Origin of the sequence: Streptomyces sp. NPDC012474 (genome assembly GCF_042955185.1) — a bacterium.
In the GTDB taxonomy this organism is placed as follows: Bacteria; Actinomycetota; Actinomycetes; order Streptomycetales; family Streptomycetaceae; genus Streptomyces; species Streptomyces cahuitamycinicus.
The window spans coordinates 114,673-137,767 of sequence record NZ_JBIBEP010000016.1; the positions used below are offsets into that span (position 1 = coordinate 114,673).

General features: G+C 70.0%; 21 protein-coding genes. 6 read left to right on the top strand and 15 right to left on the bottom strand.

Annotated features, from left to right (window positions below; all coding sequences use genetic code 11):
- Positions 1–85: 85 nt before the first annotated feature.
- The 10 genes from ACFY9S_RS29690 to ACFY9S_RS29735 form a co-directional block, all read right to left on the bottom strand.
- Positions 86–499: a hypothetical protein gene (locus tag ACFY9S_RS29690; RefSeq protein WP_391134138.1), complete on the bottom strand. Its 414-nt coding sequence runs from the start codon at positions 497–499 to the stop codon at positions 86–88.
- A gap of 51 nt (positions 500–550) precedes the next feature.
- Complete coding sequence (locus tag ACFY9S_RS29695) at positions 551–1,390, bottom strand: shikimate dehydrogenase (protein WP_391134140.1); 840 nt, start codon at positions 1,388–1,390, stop codon at positions 551–553.
- On the bottom strand, positions 1,371–3,149 hold the full coding sequence (gene mltG, locus ACFY9S_RS29700) for an endolytic transglycosylase MltG (protein ID WP_391134143.1): 1,779 nt from the start codon (positions 3,147–3,149) through the stop codon (positions 1,371–1,373). Before mltG ends, ACFY9S_RS29695 begins: the two co-directional genes overlap by 20 nt.
- Positions 3,150–3,270: 121 nt before the next feature.
- Positions 3,271–3,735: a Holliday junction resolvase RuvX gene (gene ruvX / locus ACFY9S_RS29705; protein ID WP_102911939.1), complete on the bottom strand. Its 465-nt coding sequence runs from the start codon at positions 3,733–3,735 to the stop codon at positions 3,271–3,273.
- A 17-nt stretch (positions 3,736–3,752) separates the two neighbouring features.
- Positions 3,753–6,422: an alanine--tRNA ligase gene (alaS, locus tag ACFY9S_RS29710; RefSeq protein WP_391134147.1), complete on the bottom strand. Its 2,670-nt coding sequence runs from the start codon at positions 6,420–6,422 to the stop codon at positions 3,753–3,755.
- Complete coding sequence (locus ACFY9S_RS29715) at positions 6,422–6,775, bottom strand: hypothetical protein (RefSeq protein WP_391134150.1); 354 nt, start codon at positions 6,773–6,775, stop codon at positions 6,422–6,424. The genes alaS and ACFY9S_RS29715 overlap by 1 nt, the downstream gene beginning before the upstream one ends.
- Positions 6,776–6,784: 9 nt before the next feature.
- Positions 6,785–7,225 carry a DUF948 domain-containing protein gene (locus tag ACFY9S_RS29720; protein WP_391134153.1) on the bottom strand — a complete coding sequence of 147 codons (441 nt, stop codon included), beginning with the start codon at positions 7,223–7,225 and terminating at the stop codon, positions 6,785–6,787.
- A gap of 177 nt (positions 7,226–7,402) precedes the next feature.
- A complete protein-coding gene (rpsD, locus tag ACFY9S_RS29725) occupies positions 7,403–8,017 on the bottom strand; it encodes a 30S ribosomal protein S4 (RefSeq protein WP_030843106.1) in 615 nt (204 codons plus the stop codon).
- A 303-nt stretch (positions 8,018–8,320) separates the two neighbouring features.
- On the bottom strand, positions 8,321–9,673 hold the full coding sequence (locus tag ACFY9S_RS29730) for an AAA family ATPase (RefSeq protein WP_391134156.1): 1,353 nt from the start codon (positions 9,671–9,673) through the stop codon (positions 8,321–8,323).
- Positions 9,674–9,730: 57 nt separating this feature from the next.
- Positions 9,731–10,387, bottom strand: a complete 657-nt coding sequence (locus ACFY9S_RS29735; protein WP_391134159.1) for a vitamin K epoxide reductase family protein — start codon at positions 10,385–10,387, stop codon at positions 9,731–9,733.
- Between the two features lie 142 nt (positions 10,388–10,529).
- Here ACFY9S_RS29735 and ACFY9S_RS29740 point away from each other — a divergent pair, with 142 nt between their 5' ends.
- From ACFY9S_RS29740 to ACFY9S_RS29755, 4 genes are read left to right on the top strand one after another with little or no spacing between them, the layout of a single operon-like run.
- Complete coding sequence (locus ACFY9S_RS29740) at positions 10,530–11,402, top strand: ATP-binding cassette domain-containing protein (protein ID WP_391134162.1); 873 nt, start codon at positions 10,530–10,532, stop codon at positions 11,400–11,402.
- Positions 11,399–12,244, top strand: coding sequence for an ABC transporter permease (locus ACFY9S_RS29745; protein ID WP_391134165.1), 846 nt, complete (start codon positions 11,399–11,401; stop codon positions 12,242–12,244). Before ACFY9S_RS29740 ends, ACFY9S_RS29745 begins: the two co-directional genes overlap by 4 nt.
- Entirely contained in the window at positions 12,241–13,428 is a 1,188-nt protein-coding gene (locus ACFY9S_RS29750; RefSeq protein ID WP_391134168.1) for a histidine kinase, read from the top strand. Before ACFY9S_RS29745 ends, ACFY9S_RS29750 begins: the two co-directional genes overlap by 4 nt.
- On the top strand, positions 13,425–14,048 hold the full coding sequence (locus tag ACFY9S_RS29755) for a response regulator (protein ID WP_391134171.1): 624 nt from the start codon (positions 13,425–13,427) through the stop codon (positions 14,046–14,048). Before ACFY9S_RS29750 ends, ACFY9S_RS29755 begins: the two co-directional genes overlap by 4 nt.
- Positions 14,049–14,285: 237 nt before the next feature.
- Here the strand turns inward: ACFY9S_RS29755 and hisS are convergent, their stop codons facing one another.
- Together hisS and ACFY9S_RS29765 are read right to left on the bottom strand one after the other, a co-directional pair.
- Positions 14,286–15,548, bottom strand: a complete 1,263-nt coding sequence (gene hisS / locus ACFY9S_RS29760) for a histidine--tRNA ligase (RefSeq protein ID WP_391134174.1) — start codon at positions 15,546–15,548, stop codon at positions 14,286–14,288.
- Between the two features lie 11 nt (positions 15,549–15,559).
- Positions 15,560–16,276 carry an MBL fold metallo-hydrolase gene (locus ACFY9S_RS29765; RefSeq protein ID WP_391134177.1) on the bottom strand — a complete coding sequence of 239 codons (717 nt, stop codon included), beginning with the start codon at positions 16,274–16,276 and terminating at the stop codon, positions 15,560–15,562.
- A gap of 167 nt (positions 16,277–16,443) precedes the next feature.
- On the opposite strand from ACFY9S_RS29765, the gene ACFY9S_RS29770 reads away from it, so the two are divergent.
- Together ACFY9S_RS29770 and ACFY9S_RS29775 are read left to right on the top strand one after the other, a co-directional pair.
- Complete coding sequence (locus tag ACFY9S_RS29770) at positions 16,444–17,289, top strand: peptidylprolyl isomerase (protein WP_391134180.1); 846 nt, start codon at positions 16,444–16,446, stop codon at positions 17,287–17,289.
- Positions 17,290–17,426: 137 nt separating this feature from the next.
- On the top strand, positions 17,427–18,656 hold the full coding sequence (locus tag ACFY9S_RS29775; RefSeq protein ID WP_391134183.1) for a DUF349 domain-containing protein: 1,230 nt from the start codon (positions 17,427–17,429) through the stop codon (positions 18,654–18,656).
- A 73-nt stretch (positions 18,657–18,729) separates the two neighbouring features.
- Here ACFY9S_RS29775 and relA read toward each other — a convergent pair whose 3' ends face one another.
- The 3 genes from relA to secF form a co-directional block, all read right to left on the bottom strand.
- Positions 18,730–21,249, bottom strand: a complete 2,520-nt coding sequence (relA, locus tag ACFY9S_RS29780; protein ID WP_391134186.1) for a GTP pyrophosphokinase — start codon at positions 21,247–21,249, stop codon at positions 18,730–18,732.
- A gap of 194 nt (positions 21,250–21,443) precedes the next feature.
- On the bottom strand, positions 21,444–21,983 hold the full coding sequence (locus ACFY9S_RS29785; protein ID WP_391134189.1) for an adenine phosphoribosyltransferase: 540 nt from the start codon (positions 21,981–21,983) through the stop codon (positions 21,444–21,446).
- A complete protein-coding gene (secF, locus tag ACFY9S_RS29790; protein WP_391134192.1) occupies positions 21,980–23,095 on the bottom strand; it encodes a protein translocase subunit SecF in 1,116 nt (371 codons plus the stop codon). The genes ACFY9S_RS29785 and secF overlap by 4 nt, the downstream gene beginning before the upstream one ends.

Below are 23,095 nucleotides of genomic sequence, written 5' to 3' on the forward strand. Positions count from 1 at the left end.
ACGGCGACGGCGTGACCGGGTGCGCGGCCCGGTCCACCATCTCCGATCCTCCCACGCCGGGGCCGTTGGCCCGGCGGCCGGTCCATCAAGCGGACGCGTTCGCGGACGGACCGTCGGCCTGACGCTGCTGCGGCGCGTACGACCCGAGGAAGTCGGCACCGCTCGGCTGCTGCGCGGGCTGGGCCTGCTGCGGGGCGTACGCCCCCAGGTGGTCGGCCCCGCTGCCCTGCTGCGGGGCCGGCTGCGTCTGCTGCGGGGCGTACTGCCCCAGGTAGTCCGCTCGGCTCCCCTGCCCGAACCGGGCCGCGGCGTGGACCGGCTGCCCGTTGCGGACGGCACGCCGGTGGGCGATCTTGCGCTTGATCTTGACGGCCCAGGACGCCACGACGGCGAGCACGATCAGGGCGAGCACCGTGATCTGCACCCAGTCGGGCAGGAATCCCAGCAGGGACTCGAATATCTGGGACTTGACGGAAGCCTGAGGCAGGCCTGCGGACATGACGGACGTTCCCCTCCCCTGTTCCGCCCCCTGCGGAACCGAGAGCGGATCCTATCGGGCCGCGAGAGCCCGCTCGCCCGCTTTTCGCATGGCGTCCAGGGGCGCCGGGGCCAGCCCCGTCATCTGCTCGACCTGGAGCACGGCCTGGTGCACCAGCAGGTCGAGGCCGCTGACGACGGCACCGCCGTACGCCGACCAGCGGGCGGCGAGTTCGGTGGGCCAGGGGTCGTACAGGACGTCGAAGAGGGCGGCCGGCCGCTCGGGCACGGACCGGGCGAGGGCGTCGGTGACACCGGCCGGCGTGGTGCTGATCACCAGCGGGGCACGCAGCGCCTGCTCGGCGTCCGCCCAGTCGGCGATGCGGACGGCGACGTCGAGCCGCTCCGCCCACTGCCGCATCTCGTCGGCCCGGGCCTCGCTGCGCACGTACACGGCGATCTCACCCGGGCAGATCCGGGACAGCGCGGCCAGCGCCGAGGAGGCGGTGGCGCCGGCGCCGAGGATGGCGGCGGAGTCGACCTCGTCGATGCCGTGTTCGCGCAGGGCGGCGGCCATGCCGGGGATGTCGGTGTTGTCGCCGGCCAGGCGACCGTCTGCGGTGCGGACGACCGTGTTGACGGCGTCGACCGAGGCGGCGGTCTCGCTGATCCGGTCGAGCAGCGGGATCACGGCCCGCTTCAGCGGCATGGTCAGCGAGAGCCCGGCCCACTCGGCGCCGAGCGTCTCGAAGAACGCGGGCAGCCCGGCCTCGTCGACCTCGAACCGGTCGTACGTCCAGCCTTCCAGGCCCAGCTCCTGGTAGGCGGTGCGGTGCAGCACCGGGGAGAGGGAGTGGGCGATAGGGCTGCCGAGCACTCCGGCACGGCGGGCGTCAGTTGCCCGAGCTGGCATCGAACTTTTCCTTCAGCTTCAGGAACTGCGCATGGGTCTTGGCGAACTCGGTCTTGCTCACGCCGTCGGTCGCCACGAAGTAGATCCAGCCCTCCTTGGTGGGCTTCAGGGCCGCCTGCAGCGCGACGTCTCCCGGATTGCCGATCGGACCGGGCGGGAGTCCCTTGTTGGTGTACGTGTTGTACGGGTCCTTGTTGCTGTTGATCTCGGACTCGCTGATGTGGATGTTGCTCTCGTTCTTCAGGTAGTTGAAGGACGAGTCGAACTGGAGCAGCTGGTTGGTCTCCGTGTTGGTGGGCTTGAGACGGTTGTAGACCACCTCGGCCATCTTCCGGAAGTCGTCGTGTGTCTTGCCTTCGGCCTGGACGAGGCTCGCGACGGTGATCAGCTGCCACGGGTTCTCGAGTCCGAGGCTCTCGGCCTTCTTCTCGACGCCGGCCTTCTTGTACGTCGCGGCGGCCCGACCCACCATTTGTTTGAGCACGGCCTCGGGCTTCTGCCCCTTGCTGACGCCGTAGCTGGACGGATAGAGGAATCCTTCCAGCGGATCCATGACGTCCGGATGGTTCAGCGCCCAGGCGGGCAGGCCCAGCTTCTTGTAGTTCTTCTTGGCGACCGCGGCGGTGGTGCCGCCCTTGACGCCCAGCCGCTTGTCGATGAGGCGGTAGACGTCGGCGTTGCGCTTGCCCTCGGCGATGATCAGGTTGTCGCGACTCTTCGGACTGAGCATCAGTTCGACCGCACTCTCGGCCGACATTTGCTTCTGCAGCGTGTACACGCCGTCCTGGATGCTCTTGCCCTCGGGGTTGCTCTCCTGGGCCGCGACGAAGGCGTCGACGCTCTTGACGACCCCCGCGCTCTTCAGCACCTGACCGATCTTGTACCCGAGTGCTCCCTCGGGGATCTCGACCGTCACCTGCTGCCCGTTGCCCCCACCCGCGAAGTCCGGATCGTCGCCGAAACGGTCCTGGAAGAACTGGTAGCCGAAGTAGCTGACGCCGGCCAGGCCACCGCCGAGGATCACGACGACCAGCAGGCAGGCCATGCCGTTGCGGCGCTTCTTCGGTTTGCCGCCGCCGCGCCCCCGCTTGTCCTCGCGCCCGCGGCGCTCCGCCGGCTCGTCGCCGTCGTCATCGTCGTCGCCGCCCGCGAAGAAGGCGTGTTCGCCCTGGTCGGGACCGGGGTCCCAGCCCGTCTCCGGTTCCGGCGCGGGAGCGGGTTCGGCCCCGCGCCGGCCGGGCGGCTCCGGGGGTGGATACGCCTCGGGCGTGCCGTAGTAGTCCTGCCGGCCCTCGTCGTACGCACCGGCCTGCTGCCCGTACGGATCTCCCGGGTCGCCGGGGTAGGAGACCTGCTGATGGGGGTCGTTGACCCAGCCGCCGGTGTCGTACTGCTGCTGGTGGTAGCCCTGAGTCTGCTGATGCCCGTGGTCGTGCTGACCCGGGTACTGCTGGTGCCCGGGGTTCTGTGCCGGGTACTGCTGGGGCTCGGGGTTCTGTGCCGCGTACTGCTGGGGCTCGGGGTTCTGTGCCGCGTACTGCTGATCGTAGGGGTACTGCTGCTGCGTCTGGCCGTATCCGGCCTGCTCACCGGTGCCCCAGTCGCCGTACTGCGGCTGCTGCGGATAGTGCTGCGGCTGGCCGCCGTAAGCGGACTGCTGGCCGGAGTGGGCCTGCTGTCCGTCCCATCCGCCGTCCCCGTACAACGGGTCCTCCGGATGCCACGGTTCGGAGCCTTGGCCCCGGCCATACTCAGTCATCGATCCCCTAGAGCCGCGAGGCGGCGGTCGCGCGGCTTCCGGCTCGGCTCCCGTCCCGCCTCTTGCTGTGCGGCGGCTGTTCGAATGCCGTCGCATCGCGCGGAACGTTACCGTATCGCGATCAGATGACCACTTCGACGCCTTCGCCGGGTGCTTTACCTGACACCCGTTCGGATTCGAGGGCCTGTTGCAGGATGATCACGGCCGCTGCCTGGTCGATGACGGACCGGCCCTTCTTGGATTTCACACCCGAGGCGCGCAGTCCCTGACTGGCCGTCACCGTCGTCATGCGTTCGTCGACGAGTCTCACCGGAATCGGGGAGATCATGCGGGCCAGTTCCTGGGCAAAGCCCCGGACCTTGACCGCGGCCGGGCCCTCCCCGCCCTTGAGGGAGCGCGGGAGACCGACCACGATCTCGATGGGCTCGTACTCCTCGACGAGTTGCTTCAACCGTCGCTGAGCTGCGGGGATGTCACGCCCGGGGACCGTCTCCACCGGGGTGGCGAGGATCCCGTCGGGGTCGCACGAGGCGACCCCGATGCGGGCGTCCCCGACGTCGATCGCGAGTCGACGTCCTCTGCGCATGCTGTCCGACCCGTCTCTTACTTGGCGGTCTCGGTGACCAGACGCTCCACGGCGTCCACGGCGTCACCGATGGCGGCCGGGTTCTGGCCGCCGCCCTGGGCGACGTCCGGCTTGCCGCCACCGCCGCCGCCGAGGGTCTTGGCAGCCGTACGCACCAGGTCGCCGGCCTTCAGGCCGCGCTCGCGGGCGGCCTCGTTGGTGGCGATGACCGTCAGCGGCTTGCCGTTCGCCACCGTGAAGAGGGCGACGACGGCGGCCCGTCCGCCCTGGATCCGTCCGCGCACGTCAAGGACCAGCTTGCGCAGGTCGTCGGCGGTCGTGCCGTCCGGGACCTGACCGGTCACGACGGCAATGCCACGGATGTCCTTGGCGGACTCGGCGAGACCGCCGGCGGCCTGGAGGACCTTCTCGGCGCGGAACTTCTCGATCTCCTTCTCGGCGTCCTTCAGCTTGCCGAGCATGGCGGAGACCTTCTCCGGGAGCTCCTCCGGGCGGCCCTTGATCAGCTCCTGGAGCTGGGCGACGACCGTGTGCTCCCGGGCGAGGAAGTTGTAGGCGTCCACGCCGACCAGGGCCTCGATCCGGCGGACACCCGAGCCGATGGAGGACTCGCCGAGCAGCTTCACCAGGCCGAGCTGAGCGGTGTTGTGCACGTGGGTGCCGCCGCACAGCTCCTTGGAGAAGTCGCCGATGGTCACGACGCGCACGCGCTCGCCGTACTTCTCGCCGAACTCGGCGATGGCACCCTGCTTCTTGGCCTCGTCGATGCCCATGACGTCGGCACGGACGTCCAGGTCGCGGGCGAGCACCTCGTTGATCTTCTGCTCGACGTCGGTCATCACGGCCGTCGGGACGGCGGACGGGGAGCCGAAGTCGAAGCGGAAGCGGCCGGGCTGGTTCTCGGAACCGGCCTGGGCGGCCGTCGGGCCGAGGGCGTCACGCAGGGCCTGGTGGGTCAGGTGGGTGGCCGAGTGGGCGCGGGCGATGGCCTTGCGGCGGCGGTCGTCGATGGAGGCCTGGGCCTTGGCGCCGACGGTGACCTCGCCGACCTGGACGACGCCCTTGTGGACGTACACCCCCGGGACCGGCTTCTGGCAGTCGCGGACCTCGATGACGGCGCCGGTGTCGACCCTGATGCGGCCGGTGTCGCCGATCTGGCCGCCGCCCTCGGCGTAGAACGGGGTGCGGTCGAGGACGATCTCGACCTCGTCGCCCTCGGTGGCGGCCGGCGAGGAGGCGCCGTCGACGAGGATTCCGACGATCGTGGACTCGCTCTCGGTGTCGGTGTAGCCGATGAAGTCGGTGGCACCGGCCTGGTCGGCGATCTCACGGTAGGCGCCGGTGCCGGCGTGCCCGGTCTTCTTGGCCTGGGCGTCGGCCTTGGCGCGCTCCCGCTGCTCCTTCATCAGGCGCCGGAAGCCGTCCTCGTCCACGGACAGGCCCTGTTCGGCGGCCATCTCCAGGGTGAGGTCGATCGGGAAGCCCCAGGTGTCGTGGAGCAGGAAGGCCTTGTCGCCGGGCAGGACGGTGCCGCCGGCGGACTTGGTGTCGGTGACGGCCGTGTCGAGGATGTTGGTGCCGGCCTTCAGCGTCTTGAGGAAGGCGTTCTCCTCGGCGACAGCGACCTTCTCGATGCGCTCACGGTCGGTGATGAGCTCGGGGTACTGCTGGCCCATCATCTCGATCACGGTGTCGATCAGGTCCTTCACGACCGGACCGGTGGCGCCGAGCAGGCGCATGTTGCGGATGGCGCGGCGCATGATGCGGCGCAGCACGTAGCCGCGGCCCTCGTTGCCGGGGGTGACGCCGTCTCCGATGAGCATCACGGAGGTGCGCATGTGGTCGGTGACCACGCGCAGGGAGACGTCCGAGCCGTGGGCGTCGCCGTAGCGGACGCCGGTCAGCTCGGTGGCCTTGTCGATGACGGCCATCGAGGTGTCGATCTCGTACATGTTCTGCACGCCCTGCAGAATCATGGCGAGGCGTTCGAGGCCGAGGCCGGTGTCGATGTTCTGGCTCGGCAGGTCTCCCAGGATCGGGTAGTCCTTGCCCGGGCCCTCGCCCCGCTCGTACTGCATGAAGACGAGGTTCCAGATCTCCACGTACCGCTCGTCGTTGACGGCGGGGCCGCCCTCGGCGCCGAACTCGGGGCCGCGGTCGTAGTTGATCTCGGAACACGGGCCGCAGGGGCCGGGGACGCCCATGTCCCAGTAGTTGTCCTTCTTACCCAGGCGCTGGATGCGCTCCTGCGGCACACCGACGACGTCGTGCCAGATGCGCTCGGCCTCGTCGTCGTCCTTGTAGACGGTGATCCACAGACGCTCGGGGGCGAGGCCGTAACCGCCCTTGTCCTGGGCGCTGGTGAGCAGCTCCCAGGCGAGCTTGATGGCGCCTTCCTTGAAGTAGTCACCGAAGGAGAAGTTGCCGCACATCTGGAAGAACGTGCCGTGCCGGGTGGTCTTGCCGACCTCTTCGATGTCCGGCGTGCGCACGCACTTCTGCACGCTGGTGGCGCGGTCGAAGGGCGGCTTGACCTCACCCAGGAAGTAGGGCTTGAAGGGCACCATGCCGGCCGGGACGAGGAGCAGAGTCGGGTCGTCCGCGATGAGCGACGCCGAAGGGACGACGGTGTGACCGCGCTCCTCGAAGAAGCTCAACCAGCGGCGGCGAATCTCAGCCGACTCCATCAGTGGTCCTCATTCCGGTTGTACGGGTACGTCTGGTACGCCGAACCCTCGACGTACTTCGGGTTGTTGCGGTTCTCGATGGCCGCGAACCGCCGGGGGCCGGGGAGTTCGGGATTCTCGTCGATCCCGAGGGCGTCACCCAGCTCGGCCTCGCGGACGGCCATGTTGTCCCGGACGTCGAGCGCGAAGCCGACCGCGCGGTCCTTGATGCGGTGACCGGCCTCGATCGCCTTGTTCCCGGCGGTTTTCGCGAGGCTCTCGGGGGTCAGCTGCTTCAGCTTGCGATTGACCTTGGTGGTGGCCCACACACCGGCGGCGACGCCTGTGGTGAACCAGAAGGTGCGGCGGAACATCGCTGGCTCTCAGTCCCTCTTGTCTCGGGCGCTGCGCCGGGCGACCGTACGGCCCACGATCACGGTACGCCTGGACGCCTTGGCGGGCACGTCCTCCTTGCGGCCGCCGAGGGCCCGGCGCACGCCGTAGCCGAAGGCCGCGACCTTGACCAGGGGGCCGCCGAAGGTGGAGGCGACGGTGGTCGACAGCGCCGAGGCGTTCGACGTGACCTCCTGGACGTCGGAGGCGATCGAGTCGACCCGGTCGATCTGGGTCTGCGCGGAGCGCACCGCCGCGGAGGCGTCGGCCAGCAGCGGGACGGCCTGGTCGGTCACGTCCGCCACGAGCTTGGTGGTCGCCTTGAGCGTCTGGGCCACCCTCGCCAGCGCGACGGCGAGGAAGGAGACCAGGATCGCCCAGAAGACGGCCACCAGGATCCCGGCAACCTCTCCACCGGACACTGTGTGCACCCGCTCCCTGAAACGTGCCTGAACATCAAAAAGTCGTGCGACGAGCCTATCGCGCCGGAGGTTGCGCTCCGTACCGGTTTCCCGCGCGGGAGAAGCGGAATCGCGAAAGCCCGCCGCCTCGCACACCCGGACGGGTGGGCGAAGCGGCGGGCTGACGTACCGCGTGCCTGCCGAGGATCAGCGGGCGTAGTACTCGACGACGAGCTGCTCGTCGCAGATCACCGGGATCTCCTTGCGGTTCGGCTCGCGGTCCAGGCGGAACGCCAGACCCTTGAGGTTCACCTGGAGGTAGCGCGGGGTCTCACCGTCGGGGGCGAAGCCACCCTCACGAGCGATCGTGAAGAGGGTCTTCTCCTTGGAGCGCTCGCGCACCTGCACGACGTCGTCCGGACGGACACGGAAGGAGGGCTTGTCGACCTTCTTGCCGTTGACCGCGATGTGGCCGTGGACGACCATCTGGCGGGCCTGGTAGATCGTGCGGGCGATGCCCGAACGCAGAACCAGGGCGTCGAGGCGGCGCTCCAGCTCGATGATCAGGGCCTCACCGGTCTTGCCCTGGACCTTGGAGGCACGCTCGTAGGCGCGGACGAGCTGGCGCTCGGACACGTCGTACTGCGCGCGCAGACGCTGCTTCTCGAGCAGACGGACCTTGTAGTCCGAGTTCTGCTTGCGGCCGCGGCCGTGCTCACCGGGCGGGTAGGGGCGGGCCTCGAAGTACTTGACGGCCTTCGGGGTCAGCGCGATGCCGAGGGCACGCGACTTCTTGACCTTGGGACGGGGCTGGTTCGCCACTGTCTTCTTCTCTTTCCTGGTTTCCGGCTTGTCAGGGTTGAGGGAGGTCGCATCCGCAGCCGGGGAAACCCGCCTGGGACCCTTTCGGGCCCGGGTGGGCAGCCGCTCCCCTGGTCTGGGCACATACGTGCAGCACGCGAGTGGCCCACCGACCGGTTCCGTCGTGCGACGGTGGTGGTGGGCTGCCCGCGACACCGTTCGACGGTGCGCGACGCTCCTGGAACCGGTCCGGGGACCGGCTCCGGCCGACTGTCCCGTTCTGACTGCACGGGACGCGGCACTCCGGACGAGTTTACAGGGTGCTCAGGACCGCTTTCGACCGAGGTTCTTACGGGTCCACTCCACCGCGTCCGCGTAGCGGGCCTCCGCACCGTGCCGGGTCGGCGCGTAGTACTCGCGGTCCTTCAGTTCGTCCGGGGCGTACTGCTGGGCGGCGATGCCCTCGTGCAGGTCGTGCGGGTAGACGTAGCCCTGGCCGTGGCCGAGCTTGGTGGCGCCCTTGTAGTGGCTGTCGCGCAGGTGCGCCGGGACGGGCCCGGCCAGGCCCTTGCGGACGTCCTCCAGGGCGGCGCCGATCGCGGTGGTCGCGGCGTTGGACTTGGGTGCCAGGGCGAGGGCGATCGTGGCGTGGCTGAGGGTGAGGGCGGCCTCGGGGAAGCCGATCATGGCGACGGCCTGGGCGGCGGCGACGGCGGTCTGCAGGGCGGTCGGGTCGGCCAGGCCGATGTCCTCGCTGGCCGAGATCATCAGGCGGCGGGCGATGAAGCGGGGGTCCTCGCCGGCCTCGATCATGCGGGCCAGGTAGTGCAGGGCCGCGTCGACGTCGGAGCCGCGAATGGACTTGATCAGGGCACTGGCCACGTCGTAGTGCTGGTCGCCGTCCCGGTCGTACTTGACGGCGGCCCGGTCGACCGTCTCCTCCAGGGTGGTCAGGCCGATCTCGGCCTCGCCCTTGTCGAGGGCGGCTCCGGCGGCCGCCTCCAGGGCGGTCAGGGCACGGCGGGCGTCGCCGCCGGCGATACGCAGGAGGTGACTCTCGGTCTCCTCGGGGAGGGTGACGGCCCTCTTGAGTCCCCGCTCGTCGGTGAGGGCTCGGCGGATGAGGCTCCTGATGTCCTCGTCCGTGAGCGGTTCCAGGGTGAGCAGCAGGGAGCGGGACAGCAGGGGCGAGATCACCGAGAAGTACGGGTTCTCCGTCGTGGCCGCGATGAGCGTCACCCAGCGGTTCTCGACGGCAGGGAGCAGGGAGTCCTGCTGGGCCTTGCTGAAGCGGTGGATCTCGTCGAGGAAGAGGACGGTCTCCTTGCCGTACCCGCCGGAGGCGCGGCGGGCGCCGTCGATGACCGCGCGGACCTCCTTGACGCCCGCGGTGATCGCCGACAGCTCCACGAAGCGGGCGTCGGTGGCCTTGGAGACGACGTACGCCAGGGTGGTCTTGCCGGTGCCGGGCGGGCCCCACAGGAGCACCGAGGAGGAGCCGGCCGGGCCGGATGCCTCCCCGACCAGTCTGCGCAGGGGTGAGCCCGGCTTCAGCAGGTGCTGCTGGCCCACGACCTCGTCGAGGGTGCGCGGGCGCATCCGCACCGCCAGGGGGCTGGAGGACGGATCCTTCTCCTGGCGTTCTTCGGCTGCGGCGGTGAACAGGTCGGGCTCCACGTCAGAAACCCTAAATCACGGCACTGACAGTCCGCCCCGGGGCTGGAACGGCCCCGTTCAGCTGAGCCAGAAGTCCCACCAGCGGGTCAGGACCAGCATGCCGATGATGCCGATGTGCAGGACGGGCATGACCCATGTGAACTCGCCGAAGAAGCTCCTGAGCCAGCTCGGGGCGGGCAGGAAGCCCTTGCGGATGTTGAACGACGTCACGTACCAGAACATCAGGATGGTGGCGACCCAGGCCAGGCTGCACCACAGGCAGAGCGCGTTGATCCGGTACAGGGACTGGAACATCAGCCAGGCGCAGAAGCCCACGCCGAAGAGGCAGCCGGCGTTGAAGGTGAGCCAGTACCAGCGGGGGAAGCGGGCGCGGGCGAGCAGGCTCATGCCGACGCCGATGACGACGGCGTAGGCGACGAGGCCGAGCATCGGGTTGGGGAAGCCGAAGACCGCGGCCTGCTTGCTCTCCATGACGCTGCCGCAGGAGACCACGGGGTTGAGGCTGCAGCCGGGCGTGAAGGTCGTGCCCGCGACCTTGGCCTCGAGGATCTTGAACTTGTCGAGCGTGATGACCCACGCGGCGAGCAGTCCGGCCGCGCCGGTGATCACCAGCAGCAGGGCCAGGGCCCGGCTGCCGCCCTCCGCGCGGGGCGCGATCTCGGCGCGCTCCGGCTCGGACTCCGTGGAGACGTCCCTGACTGTCGTCTTGCTCATCACGCCGATTCCGTCACTTGAGTCCTGAACATCTTCGGGCAGGGCCATTGTGCCGCACAGGCGCCCGTGTCCACCGTTCAGTGGACATAAGGATGACCGCCCGGTCGTCCCTGAGGGTTGCGTTCCGGCCGACGCTCGTCGCATGACAGCACAGGGGTACGAACTCGCCGTGCACGTAAGGGGACTGCGCAAGCGCTACGGGGGCGTGACCGCCGTGGACGGCATCGATCTCGGCATCCGGCGGGGCGAGGTGTTCGGCCTGCTCGGACCCAACGGCGCGGGCAAGAGCACCACGGTGGAGATCCTCCAGGGCAACCGGGACCGGGACGCGGGCGAGGTGTCCGTCCTCGGGTCGGACCCGGCGACCGGCACGCGCGCGTGGCGCTCGCGCGTCGGGATCGTCTGGCAGGACGAATCGGCGCCCGCCGAGTTGACGGTCCGGGAGACCGTGCGGCACTTCGCCCGCTACTACCCCCGGCCGCGGGACCCGGAGGAGGTCATCGGTCTGGTCGGCCTGGAGGCGAAGGCGGACAGCCGGATCAAGGCGCTGTCGGGCGGCCAGCGCAGGCGTCTGGACGTGGCACTCGGCGTCATCGGAGGTCCCGACCTGCTGCTTCTGGACGAGCCGACGACCGGCTTCGACCCGGCGGCCCGGCGGCAGTTCTGGTCGCTGATCCGCGCCCTGGCCGACGACGGCACGACCATCGTGCTCACCACGCACTACCTGGAGGAGGCGGAGGCGCTGGTGCACCGGCTGGCCGTCGTCGCCCGTGGCCGGATCGTCGCCGAGGGCGAGCCCGGAGCCCTGCGGGAGCGGTACGGCACCGAGGCCACCGTCGCGTGGACCGAGCCGGACGGCACCCCTCGCGCGGAGCGCACCGGGACACCGACCCGGACCGTCGCGGAGCTCATGCGACGCCGCGGCGGCGAGATCCCCGGGCTGACGGTGAGCCGCCCCACACTGGAGGACGTCTACCTCCGGCTGACCGGACAGTCCGAGGAGGACGCGCGATGACCACGACCGTCGTTCCCAAGCGCGGTGCGGCGGGCGTCGGACGACTGCCCGGGGCATGGGGACTCGGGCTGCGGCGGGGCGCCCTGGAGATCAGGCAGTTCTTCCGGCAGCGCGACCAGGTGGTGTTCACGTTCGCCTTCCCCGTCGTCCTGTTGTTCCTGTTCGCGTCGATCTTCCGGGACGACGTGGAGGGCGCGGGCATCACCGCCTCGCAGCTGTACGTCCCCGCGATGATGGCCGCCGGGATCATGTCGACCAGCTTCCAGGCGCTCGGCATCTCCATCGCGATCGAGCGGCAGGACAAGGTGCTGCGCCGGCTGCGGGGCACGCCGATGCCGCCGGCGGCCTACTTCCTCGGCAAGATCTGGCTGGTTCTCTTCACCGGCCTGCTGGAGACGGCGATCCTTCTCCTCGTCGGCACGACCTGCTACGGCGTGGACCTGCCGGCGGACGCGGGACGCTGGTTCGACCTGGCATGGATCTTCGTGCTGGGCATCACGGCCTGCGCTCTGCTCGGCATCGCGATCAGCTCGGTCCCGAACTCCGCCAACAGCGCGAGTTCGGTGGTCGTCCTGCCCTTCCTGGTGCTGCAGTTCGTCTCCGGGGTGTACATCGCCATCGGCACCATCCCGGACTGGATGCTGACCGTCGGCGCGCTGTTCCCGCTGAAGTGGATGTGCCAGGGGCTGCGCGGGGTGTTCCTGCCGGAGTCCGCGCAGGTGCTGGAGCAGGCGGGGAGCTGGGAGCCGGGGCGCGTGGCTCTGGTGCTGGCCGCGTGGTGCGTCGGAGGATTGGCCCTGTGTCTGCTGACGTTCCGCTGGAAGGACCGGCGCGCCGGATGAGTGATGCCGCGAGCGCCTACCACTGGGAGCGCTCGTTCCGGCTCTGGGACACGTACTTCGCGCTCATCTGGGTGGCGACCTCGGTCTCCGTGCTCGCCGCCGATCACCCCGACCGGCCGGTCCGCGCGGTAGCGGCGGCGCTGCTGGTCCCGCTGGTCCCGCTGTACGTGGTGGCCGGTCGTCGGCTGATCCAGGGCGACCCGCCCGACCAGCGGCGGGCGATCGGCTATCTGACGGCTGCGCTGGCGCTTGTCCTGCCGTCGGCGGTCCTGGTGGGCGAGACGCGGCTGCTGGCCTTCGCCCTGATCCCGCAGTGCTTCATGACGCTGCGGTTGCGGTCGGCGCTGGTGGCCGTGGCCGTGGTGAACATCGTGCCCGTGGCGGGCTGGGCGCTGCTGTGGTGGCCCAGTGGCCGGGACGTGGCCTTCAACGTGTTGTTCTCCCTGGTGAGTCTCGTGTTCTCGGTCGCCGTCGGCATCTGGATCATCCGGATCATCGAGCAGAGCCAGGAGCGGGCCGAGCTGATCGCGGAGCTGGACGCGAGCCGGCACGAGATCGGGCGGCTGTCCGAGGCTCACGGGGCGCTGGCCGAGCGGGAGCGGCTGGCCCGGGAGATCCACGACACGCTCGCGCAGGGGTTCACCAGTCTGGTGATGCTGATCCAGGCGGTCGAGGCGGAGCTGGACCACGACCTGCCCGAGGCGCGGCGTCATCTGCGCCTGATGGACGAGACGGCCCGGCAGAACCTGGCCGAGGCCCGGGCCCTGGTCGCCGGGGGTGCGCCCGCCGACCTGGACGGCGCTTCCCTTCGGGACGCGCTGGGCCGGCTCGCCGCGCGCCACGACGCGGCGCTGGAGGTGGCCGGCCCGGTCCGCATGCTGCCCGCCGGCCCCGAGGTGGTCGCCCTGCGCGCCTGCCAGGAGGCGCTGGCCAACGCCCGTAAGCACGCGGGGAGTTCGGTCGCGGTCGGGGTCTCGCTGGTGTACGCCGACGCCATGCTGACCGTCTCCGTACGGGACGACGGGCCCGGCTTCGACCCGGCCGCCGTGCGCGGTGGGTACGGTCTGGCGGGGCTGCGGGCCCGGGCCGTCGAGGCGGGCGGAACCGCCGAGGTGCGCAGTGCCCCCGGCGACGGCACGGTCGTGACCGTCCGGCTGCCGGTCGTGAGGAGGGAGACGCCGTGATCCGGATCGTCCTGGCCGACGACCATCCCGTCGTGCGGGAGGGGCTGCGGGCGATGCTCAGTGCGGAGTCCGACCTGGAGGTCGTCGCCGACGCTTCCAGCGGGCCGCAGGCGGAGGCGCTGGCGGCGCGGTTGCGGCCCGACATCGTGCTGATGGATCTGCGGATGCCGGACGGTGGCGGCGTGGACGCCATCGAGCGGATGACGCGGGCCGGGCTGGCATGCCGGGTGGTCGTGCTGACGACCTACGAGACGGACCGGGACATTCTGCGGGCCGTGGAGGCCGGGGCGGCGGGCTACCTGCTGAAGGACCTGCCGCGGGCGGAGTTGGCGGAGGCCGTGCGGGCCGCCGCGCGCGGCGAGACGGTCCTGGCCCCGTCCGTGGCGGCGCGGCTGGTGGACCAGTTGCGGACGAGGCCGGAGCGGCCGCGGCTGTCGGAACGCGAGACAGCGGTGCTGCGCCTGGTGGCCGAGGGCTGCACGAACGCGGAGATCGGGCGTCGGCTGTTCATCGGCGAGTCGACGGTGAAGACGTATCTGCTGCGTGTCTTCGGCAAGTTGGGCGTGGACGACCGGACTGCGGCGGTGACGAGCGCGCTGCGGTACGGGCTGCTGGACTGAGGGTTCTCGCCCCGCCGCCCCTACCCGTCCCACCACCAGGGGCTCCGCCCCTTCGACCCCGCCAGGGGGCTCCGCCCCCCGGACCCCCGATCGGCCTGAACGGCCTCGTCCTCAAACGCCGGACAGGCTGAGAGGGCGAGACCGCCCAGGCAGGAGCGGGCAGTTGAGCACAGTCGCGCCCGTCTTCCAACGCCGGACAGGCTGAGAGGGCGACGCCGCCCAGGCAGGAGTGGCGGCTCAGCCCAGTCGTGCTTCCAGCTCTGCCACGATCTCGTTCACGCCGACGGCCGTCTGCTCTCCCGACTCCATGTCCTTGAGCTGGACGACGCCCTCGGCGAGGTCGCGTTCGCCGGCGACGACCGTGTAGCGGGCGCCGCTGCGGTTGGCGTTCTTCATGGCGCCCTTGAGTCCCTTGCCGCCGTAGGAGAAGTCGGCCGCGATGCCGTTCTTGCGCAGCTCCGTGACCTTGGCGAACAGGACCCTGCGGGCTTCCTCGCCGAGCGGGACGGCGAACACACTGGTGGTGGCGGGCAGTTCGAGCTCGACGCCCTCCGCTTCCAGGGCGAGGACCGTGCGGTCGACGCCGAGGGCCCAGCCGACGGACGGCAGCGCGGGGCCGCCGATCATCTCGGACAGGCCGTCGTAGCGGCCGCCGCCGCCCACCGCGGACTGCGAACCGAGGCCGTCGTGGACGAACTCGAAGGTCGTGCGGGTGTAGTAGTCCAGGCCGCGGACCAGCTTCGGGTCGTCCTCGAAGGCGACGCCCGCCGCCGTGATCAGCTCGCGGACCTCCTCGTGGTACGCCTTGCACGCGTCGCACAGGTAGTCACGCAGCAGCGGTGCGTCCCCGAGCTGCTTCTGGACCGACTCGCGCTTGTCGTCCAGGACGCGCAGCGGGTTGATCTCCGCACGCCGCAGGGTGTCCTCGTCCAGGTCCAGGCCGCGCAGGAACTCCTGGAGCGCCGTCCGGTACACGGGGCGGCACTCCTGGTCGCCCAGGCTGTTCAGCAGGATCCGGAAGTCGCTGAGGCCCAGCGAGCGGTAGGCCTGGTCGGCCAGGATGAGCAGCTCGGCGTCGAGCGCCGGGTCCTCGGCGCCGATGGCCTCGGCGCCGACCTGGGAGAAGTGGCGGTAGCGGCCCTTCTGGGGACGCTCGTAGCGGTAGTACGAGCCGGAGTACCAGAGCTTGACCGGGAGGTTGCCGGCCTTGTGCAGATTGGCCTCCAGCGCGGCGCGCAGGACGGAGGCCGTGCCCTCGGGTCGCAGGGCGAGCCGGTCGCCGCCCTTGGTCTCGAAGGCGTACATCTCCTTGGTCACGATGTCGGTGGACTCACCGACCCCGCGCGCGAAGAGTTCGACGCTCTCGAAGCCGGGCGTCTCGATGTAGCCGTAGCCGGAGTTGCGCAGCGGAGCGGCGATCGCCTCACGGACGGCGAGGTACTTGGCGCTGTCCGGCGGGATCAGGTCGTACGTGCCCTTGGGGGCCTTGAAGGTGCTCACGGAAGGTCTCGTCACATTCCTCGTCGGGGAGCCTCGGCAGCGCCGTGTCCTTGGCGGTCTGCCGCCACCTGCCGCAGATACGGGTTGGTGGAACGCTCCTGGCCGATGGTCGTCTGGGGGCCGTGGCCGGACAGCACCACGGTCGAGTCGTCGAGCGGCAGGCACACGCGGGCCAGCGAGTCGAGCATCTCGGCCATGTCACCGCCGGGCAGGTCGGTGCGTCCGATGGAGCCGGCGAACAGCAGGTCGCCCGAGAAGAGGAGCGGCGGGATGTCCGCCGCCTCGGGCATACCGAAGGTCACCGACCCCTTGGTATGGCCGGGCGCGTGCGCGACGGACAGCTCCAGGCCCGCCAGCTCCAGCTTCGCCCCGTCGGCCAGCTCCTTGACGTCATCGGGCTCCCCCACGGTCAGCTCGCCCAGCAGCGGCATGCCGATGGACCGGCCGATCCCCTTTTCGGGGTCGCTCATCATGTACCGGTCGTCGGGGTGGATCCAGGCCGGCACGTCGTGCGCGCCGCACACCGGGACGACCGAGGCCACGTGGTCGATGTGGCCGTGGGTGAGGACGACGGCGACGGGCTTGAGCCGGTGCTTGGCGATAGCCTCCGCGACGCCGTCGGCGGCCTGATGGCCGGGGTCGATGATCACGCACTCCTCACCGGCGGCGGGGGCGACGAGGTAGCAGTTCGTCCCCCAGGCCCCGGCGGGGAACCCGGCAATGAGCACGATCGTCCTTCGTTGTGTCGATACGGGCGGCTACGGCTGCTCACAGAGCCTACCGGCGCTGCCGATTCCTCAGCGAACCCATATACGGTACGGGGCACACGCAGGCGGTCGGCACACAGGACGCACGCGTACCGGTCGACGTTCTAGACCCATGAGGAGAGAACCCGGTGGTCAGCCAGGAACAGCGGCGGCGTCAGCTCGCCCGGGAGAAGTTCTTGCGGCAGCAGCAGCGACGCACTGACGCGCGACGCAAGGCCCGCATCCGCAACTCCGTGATCGCCTCGACTCTGGGCGTGATCGTGGTGCTCTCGGTGACGGTCTTCCTGACCAAGCCGTTCGAGGACGACGGCAAGACGGAGAACGCGAACGCGGACGTCACCCCGAGCGCCACACCCAGCAAGGCCCCGGACCCGTGCGAGAAGCCGGCTCCGGGCAAGGTCAAGTCGGAGACCTGGAAGAAGGAACCGGCCATGACCATCGACGAGTCGGCGAAGTACACGATGAAGCTGGACACGACCTGCGGCGAGATAGACGTCGCGCTGAAGGCGTCGGCTGCGCCGCACACCGTGAACTCGTTCAACTTCCTGCTCGGCAAGGGCTACCTGGACCACAGCAAGTGCCACCGGCTCACCAACCAGGGCATCTACGTGCTGCAGTGCGGCGACCCGAAGGGCACCGGCATGGGCGGACCGGGCTACACCATCCCGGACGAGAACCTCAAGGACAAGAGCCTCAAGGGCGGGACGTACCCGGCGGGCACGGTCGCGATGGCGAACCAGTACAACGCCCAGACGAAGCAGGGCCGCGACAGCGGCGGCAGCCAGTTCTTCCTCGTCTACCAGGACAGTCAGCTGCCGCCCGACTACACACCGTTCGGCACGGTGTCCGAGGCGGGCATGAAGGTTCTGCAGAAAATCGCCAAGGCCGGAGCGCAGGCTCCCGACCCCCAGACGGGCAATACGGCGCCCAACGCGACGGTCGTGATCAACAAGGCCACGATCACGAAATCCTGACCCCTCAACTGCGAAATTTCGGTCGCGCGGGATGCGGACAGGCCCCCCGCCGGTCGCCTATGTTGGCCGTGACGAAACTGTGGACGATGCCCGGGGGAGCTTCAGGCCCCTCGCAGGCATCATGTGGAGGAGGCGCTGTGAGCAGCGACCCGTGGGGCCGCGTCGACGAGACGGGGACCGTGTACGTGCGTACGGCCGAGGGCGAGCAGGTCGTCGGTTCCTGGCAGGCGGGCTCCCCCGAGGAGGCGCTGGCCTATTTCGAGCGCAAGTACGAGGGCCTGGTTGTCGAGATCGGCCTCCTCGAGAAGCGAGTGAAGACCACCGACCTGTCGGCGAAGGACGCCCAGGCCGCCGTCGACCACATCCGGGAGCAGGTCGACGCCCACCACGTGGTGGGCGACCTGGACGCCCTGCGGGTCCGGCTGGACAAGCTCGTGGAGCTGGTGGAGGCGCGCCGCGAGGAGCGCAAGGCGCAGCGCGCGAAGCAGTCCGACGAGGCGCGCAGGTCCAAGGAGGCGCTGGTCGCCGAGGCGGAGGAGCTGTCGCAGTCCGACCAGTGGCGGGCGGCCGGTGAGCGGCTGCGGGCCCTGGTGGACACCTGGAAGGGTCTGCCGCGCCTGGACCGCAAGTCCGACGACGAGCTGTGGCACCGGTTCTCGCACGCGCGGTCGGCGTTCTCCAAGCGGCGCAAGCAGCACTTCGCGCAGCTGGACGCGCAGCGCGAGGAGGCCCGCAAGACCAAGGAGCGGCTGGTCTCCGAGGCCGAGGCGCTGTCGAACTCGACGGACTGGGGCGTGACAGCGGCGCGCTACCGCGAGCTGATGTCGGAGTGGAAGGCCGCGGGCCGTGCCCAGCGCGAGCACGAGGACGACCTGTGGAACCGCTTCCGCGGCGCCCAGGACGTGTTCTTCGCGGCCCGCAGCTCGGTCTTCGCGGAGCGGGACGCCGAGCAGTCGGAGAACCTCAAGCTCAAGGAGGAGCTGGCCGAGGAGGCCGAGAAGCTCCTGCCGATCACGGACCTCAAGGCGGCCCGGGCCGCGTTCCGGAACGTGAACGAGCGCTGGGAGGCCATCGGCCACGTGCCGCGCGACGCCCGGCCCAAGGTCGAGGGCCGTATGCACGCGGTCGAGCGGGCCATCCAGGAGGCCGAGGAGGCCGAGTGGCGCCGGACGAACCCGGAGGCACGCGCGCGTGCGGAGGGTCTGACCGGCCAGCTCCAGGCCGCCGTGGACAAGCTGCGGGGCCAGATCGAGCAGGCCCGTGCGCAGGGCAACAACGCCAGGGCCGACAAGCTCCAGCGTGAGCTCGACGGCCGGCAGGCGCTGCTGGACCAGGCGCTGAAGGGCCTGCAGGAGTTCGGAGGCTGAGCAGTCGACCGAAAGGGGCTCCCGTACACGGTGTACGGGAGCCCCTTTCGTGTGGTCGTGTGCGACCGGCCGGTTACGTCCTGCTGCGCGCCGACGTCACCCGGTACACGTCGTAGACGCCTTCCACGCCCCGGACCGCCTTGAGCACGTGACCGAGGTGCTTCGGGTCGCCCATCTCGAAGGTGAAGCGGGAGGTGGCGACGCGGTCGCGGGAGGTCTGGACGGCCGCGGAGAGGATGTTGACGTGCTGGTCGGACAGCACGCGGGTGACGTCCGAGAGGAGCCGGGAGCGGTCCAGGGCCTCGACCTGGATGGCGACCAGGAAGACCGACGACTGGGTGGGCGCCCACTCGACCTCGAGGATGCGCTCGGGCTCGCGGGAGAGTGAGTCCACGTTCACGCAGTCGCTGCGGTGAACCGATACGCCGCTGCCGCGGGTGACGAAGCCGATGATCGGGTCGCCGGGCACGGGCGTACAGCAGCGGGCCAGCTTGACCCACACGTCCTCGACGCCCTTGACGACGACGCCCGGGTCGGCGCTGGTACGGCGCTTGCGGCCGCGGCCGTGGGCCGGCGGGACCGACTCGTCGATCTCCTCGGTGGCGGCCTCCTCGCCGCCGAGGGCCTGGACCAGCTTCTGCACGATGTTCTGAGCGGAGACATGGCCCTCGCCGATCGCCGCGTACAGCGCGGAGATGTCGGCGTAGCGCATTTCGTGCGCGAGGGTCACCAGGGAGTCGCCGGTCAGGATGCGCTGGATCGGCAGGTTCTGCTTGCGCATGGCGCGGACGATGGAGTCCTTGCCCTGCTCGATCGCCTCGTCGCGGCGTTCCTTGGAGAACCAGGCCCGGATCTTGTTGCGGGCGCGCGGTGACTTGACGAAGCCGAGCCAGTCGCGGGACGGGCCGGCGCCGGATGCCTTGGAGGTGAAGACCTCCACCAGGTCGCCGTTGTCGAGGGTGGACTCCAGCGGGACCAGCCGGCCGTTGACGCGAGCGCCTATCGTGCGGTGCCCGACCTCGGTGTGCACGGCGTACGCGAAGTCGACCGGGGTGGCACCGGCCGGGAGCGCTATGACATCGCCCTTGGGGGTGAAGACGAAGACCTCGTTGCGGGACAGGTCGAACCGCAGGGACTCCAGGAACTCGCCCGGGTCCTCGGTCTCCTTCTGCCAGTCCAGCAGCTGCCGCAGCCACGCCATGTCGTTGAGGTGGTCGTCCTTGCCCTTGCCGGACGACTTGGGGGCGTCGCTGCGCACCTTGGACGTGCCGGCGACGGCCTCCTGCTTGTACTTCCAGTGCGCGGCGATGCCGTACTCGGCGCGGCGGTGCATGTCGAACGTGCGGATCTGCAGCTCGACCGGTTTGCCGCCGGGGCCGATGACCGTCGTGTGCAGCGACTGGTACATGTTGAACTTGGGCATCGCGATGTAGTCCTTGAACCGGCCGGGGACCGGGTTCCATCGCGCGTGCACCGTGCCGAGGGCCGCGTAGCAGTCGCGGACGGTGTCCACGAGGACGCGGATGCCCACCAGGTCGTAGATCTCCGCGAAGTCCCGGCCGCGGACGATCATCTTCTGGTAGACGCTGTAGTAGTGCTTCGGGCGGCCGGTGACGGTCGCCTTGATCCGGGCCGCGCGCAGATCCTGCTGGACCTCGTCGGTGACGATGGCCAGGTACTCGTCACGCTTGGGGGCACGCTCGGCCACCAGCCGGACGATCTCGTCGTACATCTTGGGGTAGAGGATCGCGAAGGCGAGGTCCTCCAGCTCCCACTTGATGGTGTTCATGCCCAGGCGGTGGGCGAGCGGCGCGTAGATCTCCAGGGTCTCGCGCGCCTTCTTCTCCTGCTTCTCGCGCTTGAGGTAGCGCATGGTGCGCATGTTGTGCAGGCGGTCGGCGAGCTTGATGACCAGGACGCGCGGGTCCTTGGCCATGGCGACGACCATCTTGCGCACGGTCTCGGCCTGCGCGGCCTCACCGAACTTGACCTTGTCCAGCTTGGTGACACCGTCGACGAGCAGGGTGACGACATCGCCGAAGTCCCGGCGAAGGTCGTCCAGGCCGTACTCGGTGTCCTCGACCGTGTCGTGCAGCAGCCCTGCCATCAGCGTGGCCGGATCCATGCCCAGCTCGGCGAGGATGGTCGTCACGGCGAGGGGGTGCGTGATGTACGGGTCGCCGCTCTTCCGCTTCTGGCCGCGGTGCCAGCGCTCGGCGACCTGGTAGGCACGCTCGATCTGGCGGAGCGTGGCCGTCTCGATCTTCGGGTCGTTGCCGCGCACTATCCGCAGCAGCGGCTCCAGCACCGGGTTGTACGGGTTGGCGCGCTGCACACCGAGCCGGGCCAGACGGGCGCGGACGCGGTTGGAGGAGCCGGAGCGGGCCGGCTGTCCGGGGGTCTGGCGCACCGCGGGCGGGGTGGGCTTGGGCCGCGACTGCTCGGCGGGCTTGTCGACCGGCGCCGCCTGGGCGTGCTCGACCGGCCCGCGGGTGTCGTTCTTCGCGTGGGGCGCGTTCGGCGCGGGCTTCGCCGCGGCTGCCGAGGCGGACTCGGGCTTGGCGGCGGTCAGGTGCTGGGCCTCGTCTGGCAAGAGGGCTCCTCGTGCGCGATCCGGGTCCCCCGGTCAGGCTCCGGACCCCCATGGTAGCCATCCTGGGCCCCGGGATCGCCTTCAGGCCAATGTGAGGACCGTCTACCCGTGAAACGCACGAGGCGGGCACCGGGTCCTCCGGTGCCCGCCTGCGCGGTGTCGTGCCGGTGCCCACCGGCCCGCTGCGCGGGTTGCTAGACCGTGAGCAGCGCCTCCAGCGGGGCACCGTTCAGCGCCGGCTCCAGGCGGACGCGGCCGTTCAGGAAGCCGAGCTCCATGAGGACGGCGAGTCCCGCGACCTCGGCTCCGGCCCGGCGGATGAGCTGGACCGAGGCCTCGGCGGTGCCGCCGGTGGCGAGGACGTCGTCGACGATCAGGACGCGGTCGTCGGCGGTGAGGTCCTCGGCGTGCACCTCGATCTCCGCCGAGCCGTACTCCAGGTCGTAGGCCTGGGCGAGGGTGGCTCCGGGGAGCTTGCCCGCCTTGCGCACGGGGATGAATCCGAGACCGGCGCGGACGGCGACCGGGGCGCCGAGGATGAAGCCGCGGGCCTCCAGGCCGACGACCTTCGTGGCGCCCGTGCGCTCGGCGATCTCGGCGAGGGAGTCGGTCAGGGCGGTGAACGCCGCCGGGTCCGCCAGGAGTGGGGTGATGTCCTTGAACATCACGCCCGGCTCCGGGTAGTCGGCCACGTCACGGATGCGGCTGAGCAGCAGCTCCCTGATGCCGGTCATCGGCGCTTGCCCGAGGGGCGGCCGCGGCCGCGGCTGCGGGATGAGGGCTGGTTGCGCGGCCCGACCACCGCGGGTGCGGCGTCGCCCTCGGGCTCGTCGGCGTACGTCTCCTCGTCGTCGACCTCGGTCCCGCCCTGGGCTGCGGACTGGGCCCGCTTGGCCAGGACGCGCTTCTTCAGGGCCTTCATCGCCGGCTCGCGCTCCTTGAGGTCGGCGACGAGCGGCGTGGCGATGAAGATCGAGGAGTAGGCACCGGCGGCGAGACCGACGAACAGCGACAGCGAGATGTCGTTCAGCATGCCGGCGCCGAGGACACCGCCACCGATGAACAGCAGGCCCGCGACCGGCAGCAGGGCGACGACCGTGGTGTTGATGGAGCGGACCAGAGTGCTGTTGATCGAGCGGTTGGCGACGTCGCTGTACGTCCAGCGGGTCTGTTTGGTCAGGTCCTTCGTCTGTTCCTTGAGGCTGTCGAAGACCACGACCGTGTCGTAGAGCGAGTAGCCGAGGATGGTCAGCAGACCGATCACCGTGCCCGGTGTGACCTCGAAGCCGACCAGGGCGTAGATCCCGACCGTGATGGTGATGTCGTGGATCAGGGCGACGAACGCCGCGACCGCCATGCGCCACTCGAAGGCGATCGCCAGGTAGATCACGACGAGGACGAGGAAGATGCCGAGGCCCTGCCAGGCCTTGTTGGCGATCTGCTCGCCCCAGCTCGGGCCGACCAGTTCGGCGTTGATCTGCTCGGAGTCGATCTTGAGGTCGCCGGCGAGCGTGTTCTTGATCTCGTTCGCCGCGCCGGTGTCGATGCCGGCGACCTGGATGCGCAGGCTGCCGTCGCCGAGCTTCTGGACGATCGCGTCGTGGCCGGAGGCCGCTTCGGCGTACTCCTCCGCCTGGGACACCGAGGCGGAGGTGTTCTTCGGGGTGTTGAAGACCGCGCCGCCCTGGAACTCGATGCCCATGTTCAGTCCGCGGACCGCCAGGCCGGCGATGGCCAGGATGGTGATCAGGATGGAGACGCTGTACCAGATCTTGCGGTTCTTGACGAAGTCGTAGCCGATCTCGCCACGGTGCAGTCGTGCGCCGAGGGTGCCGAGTTTCGACAT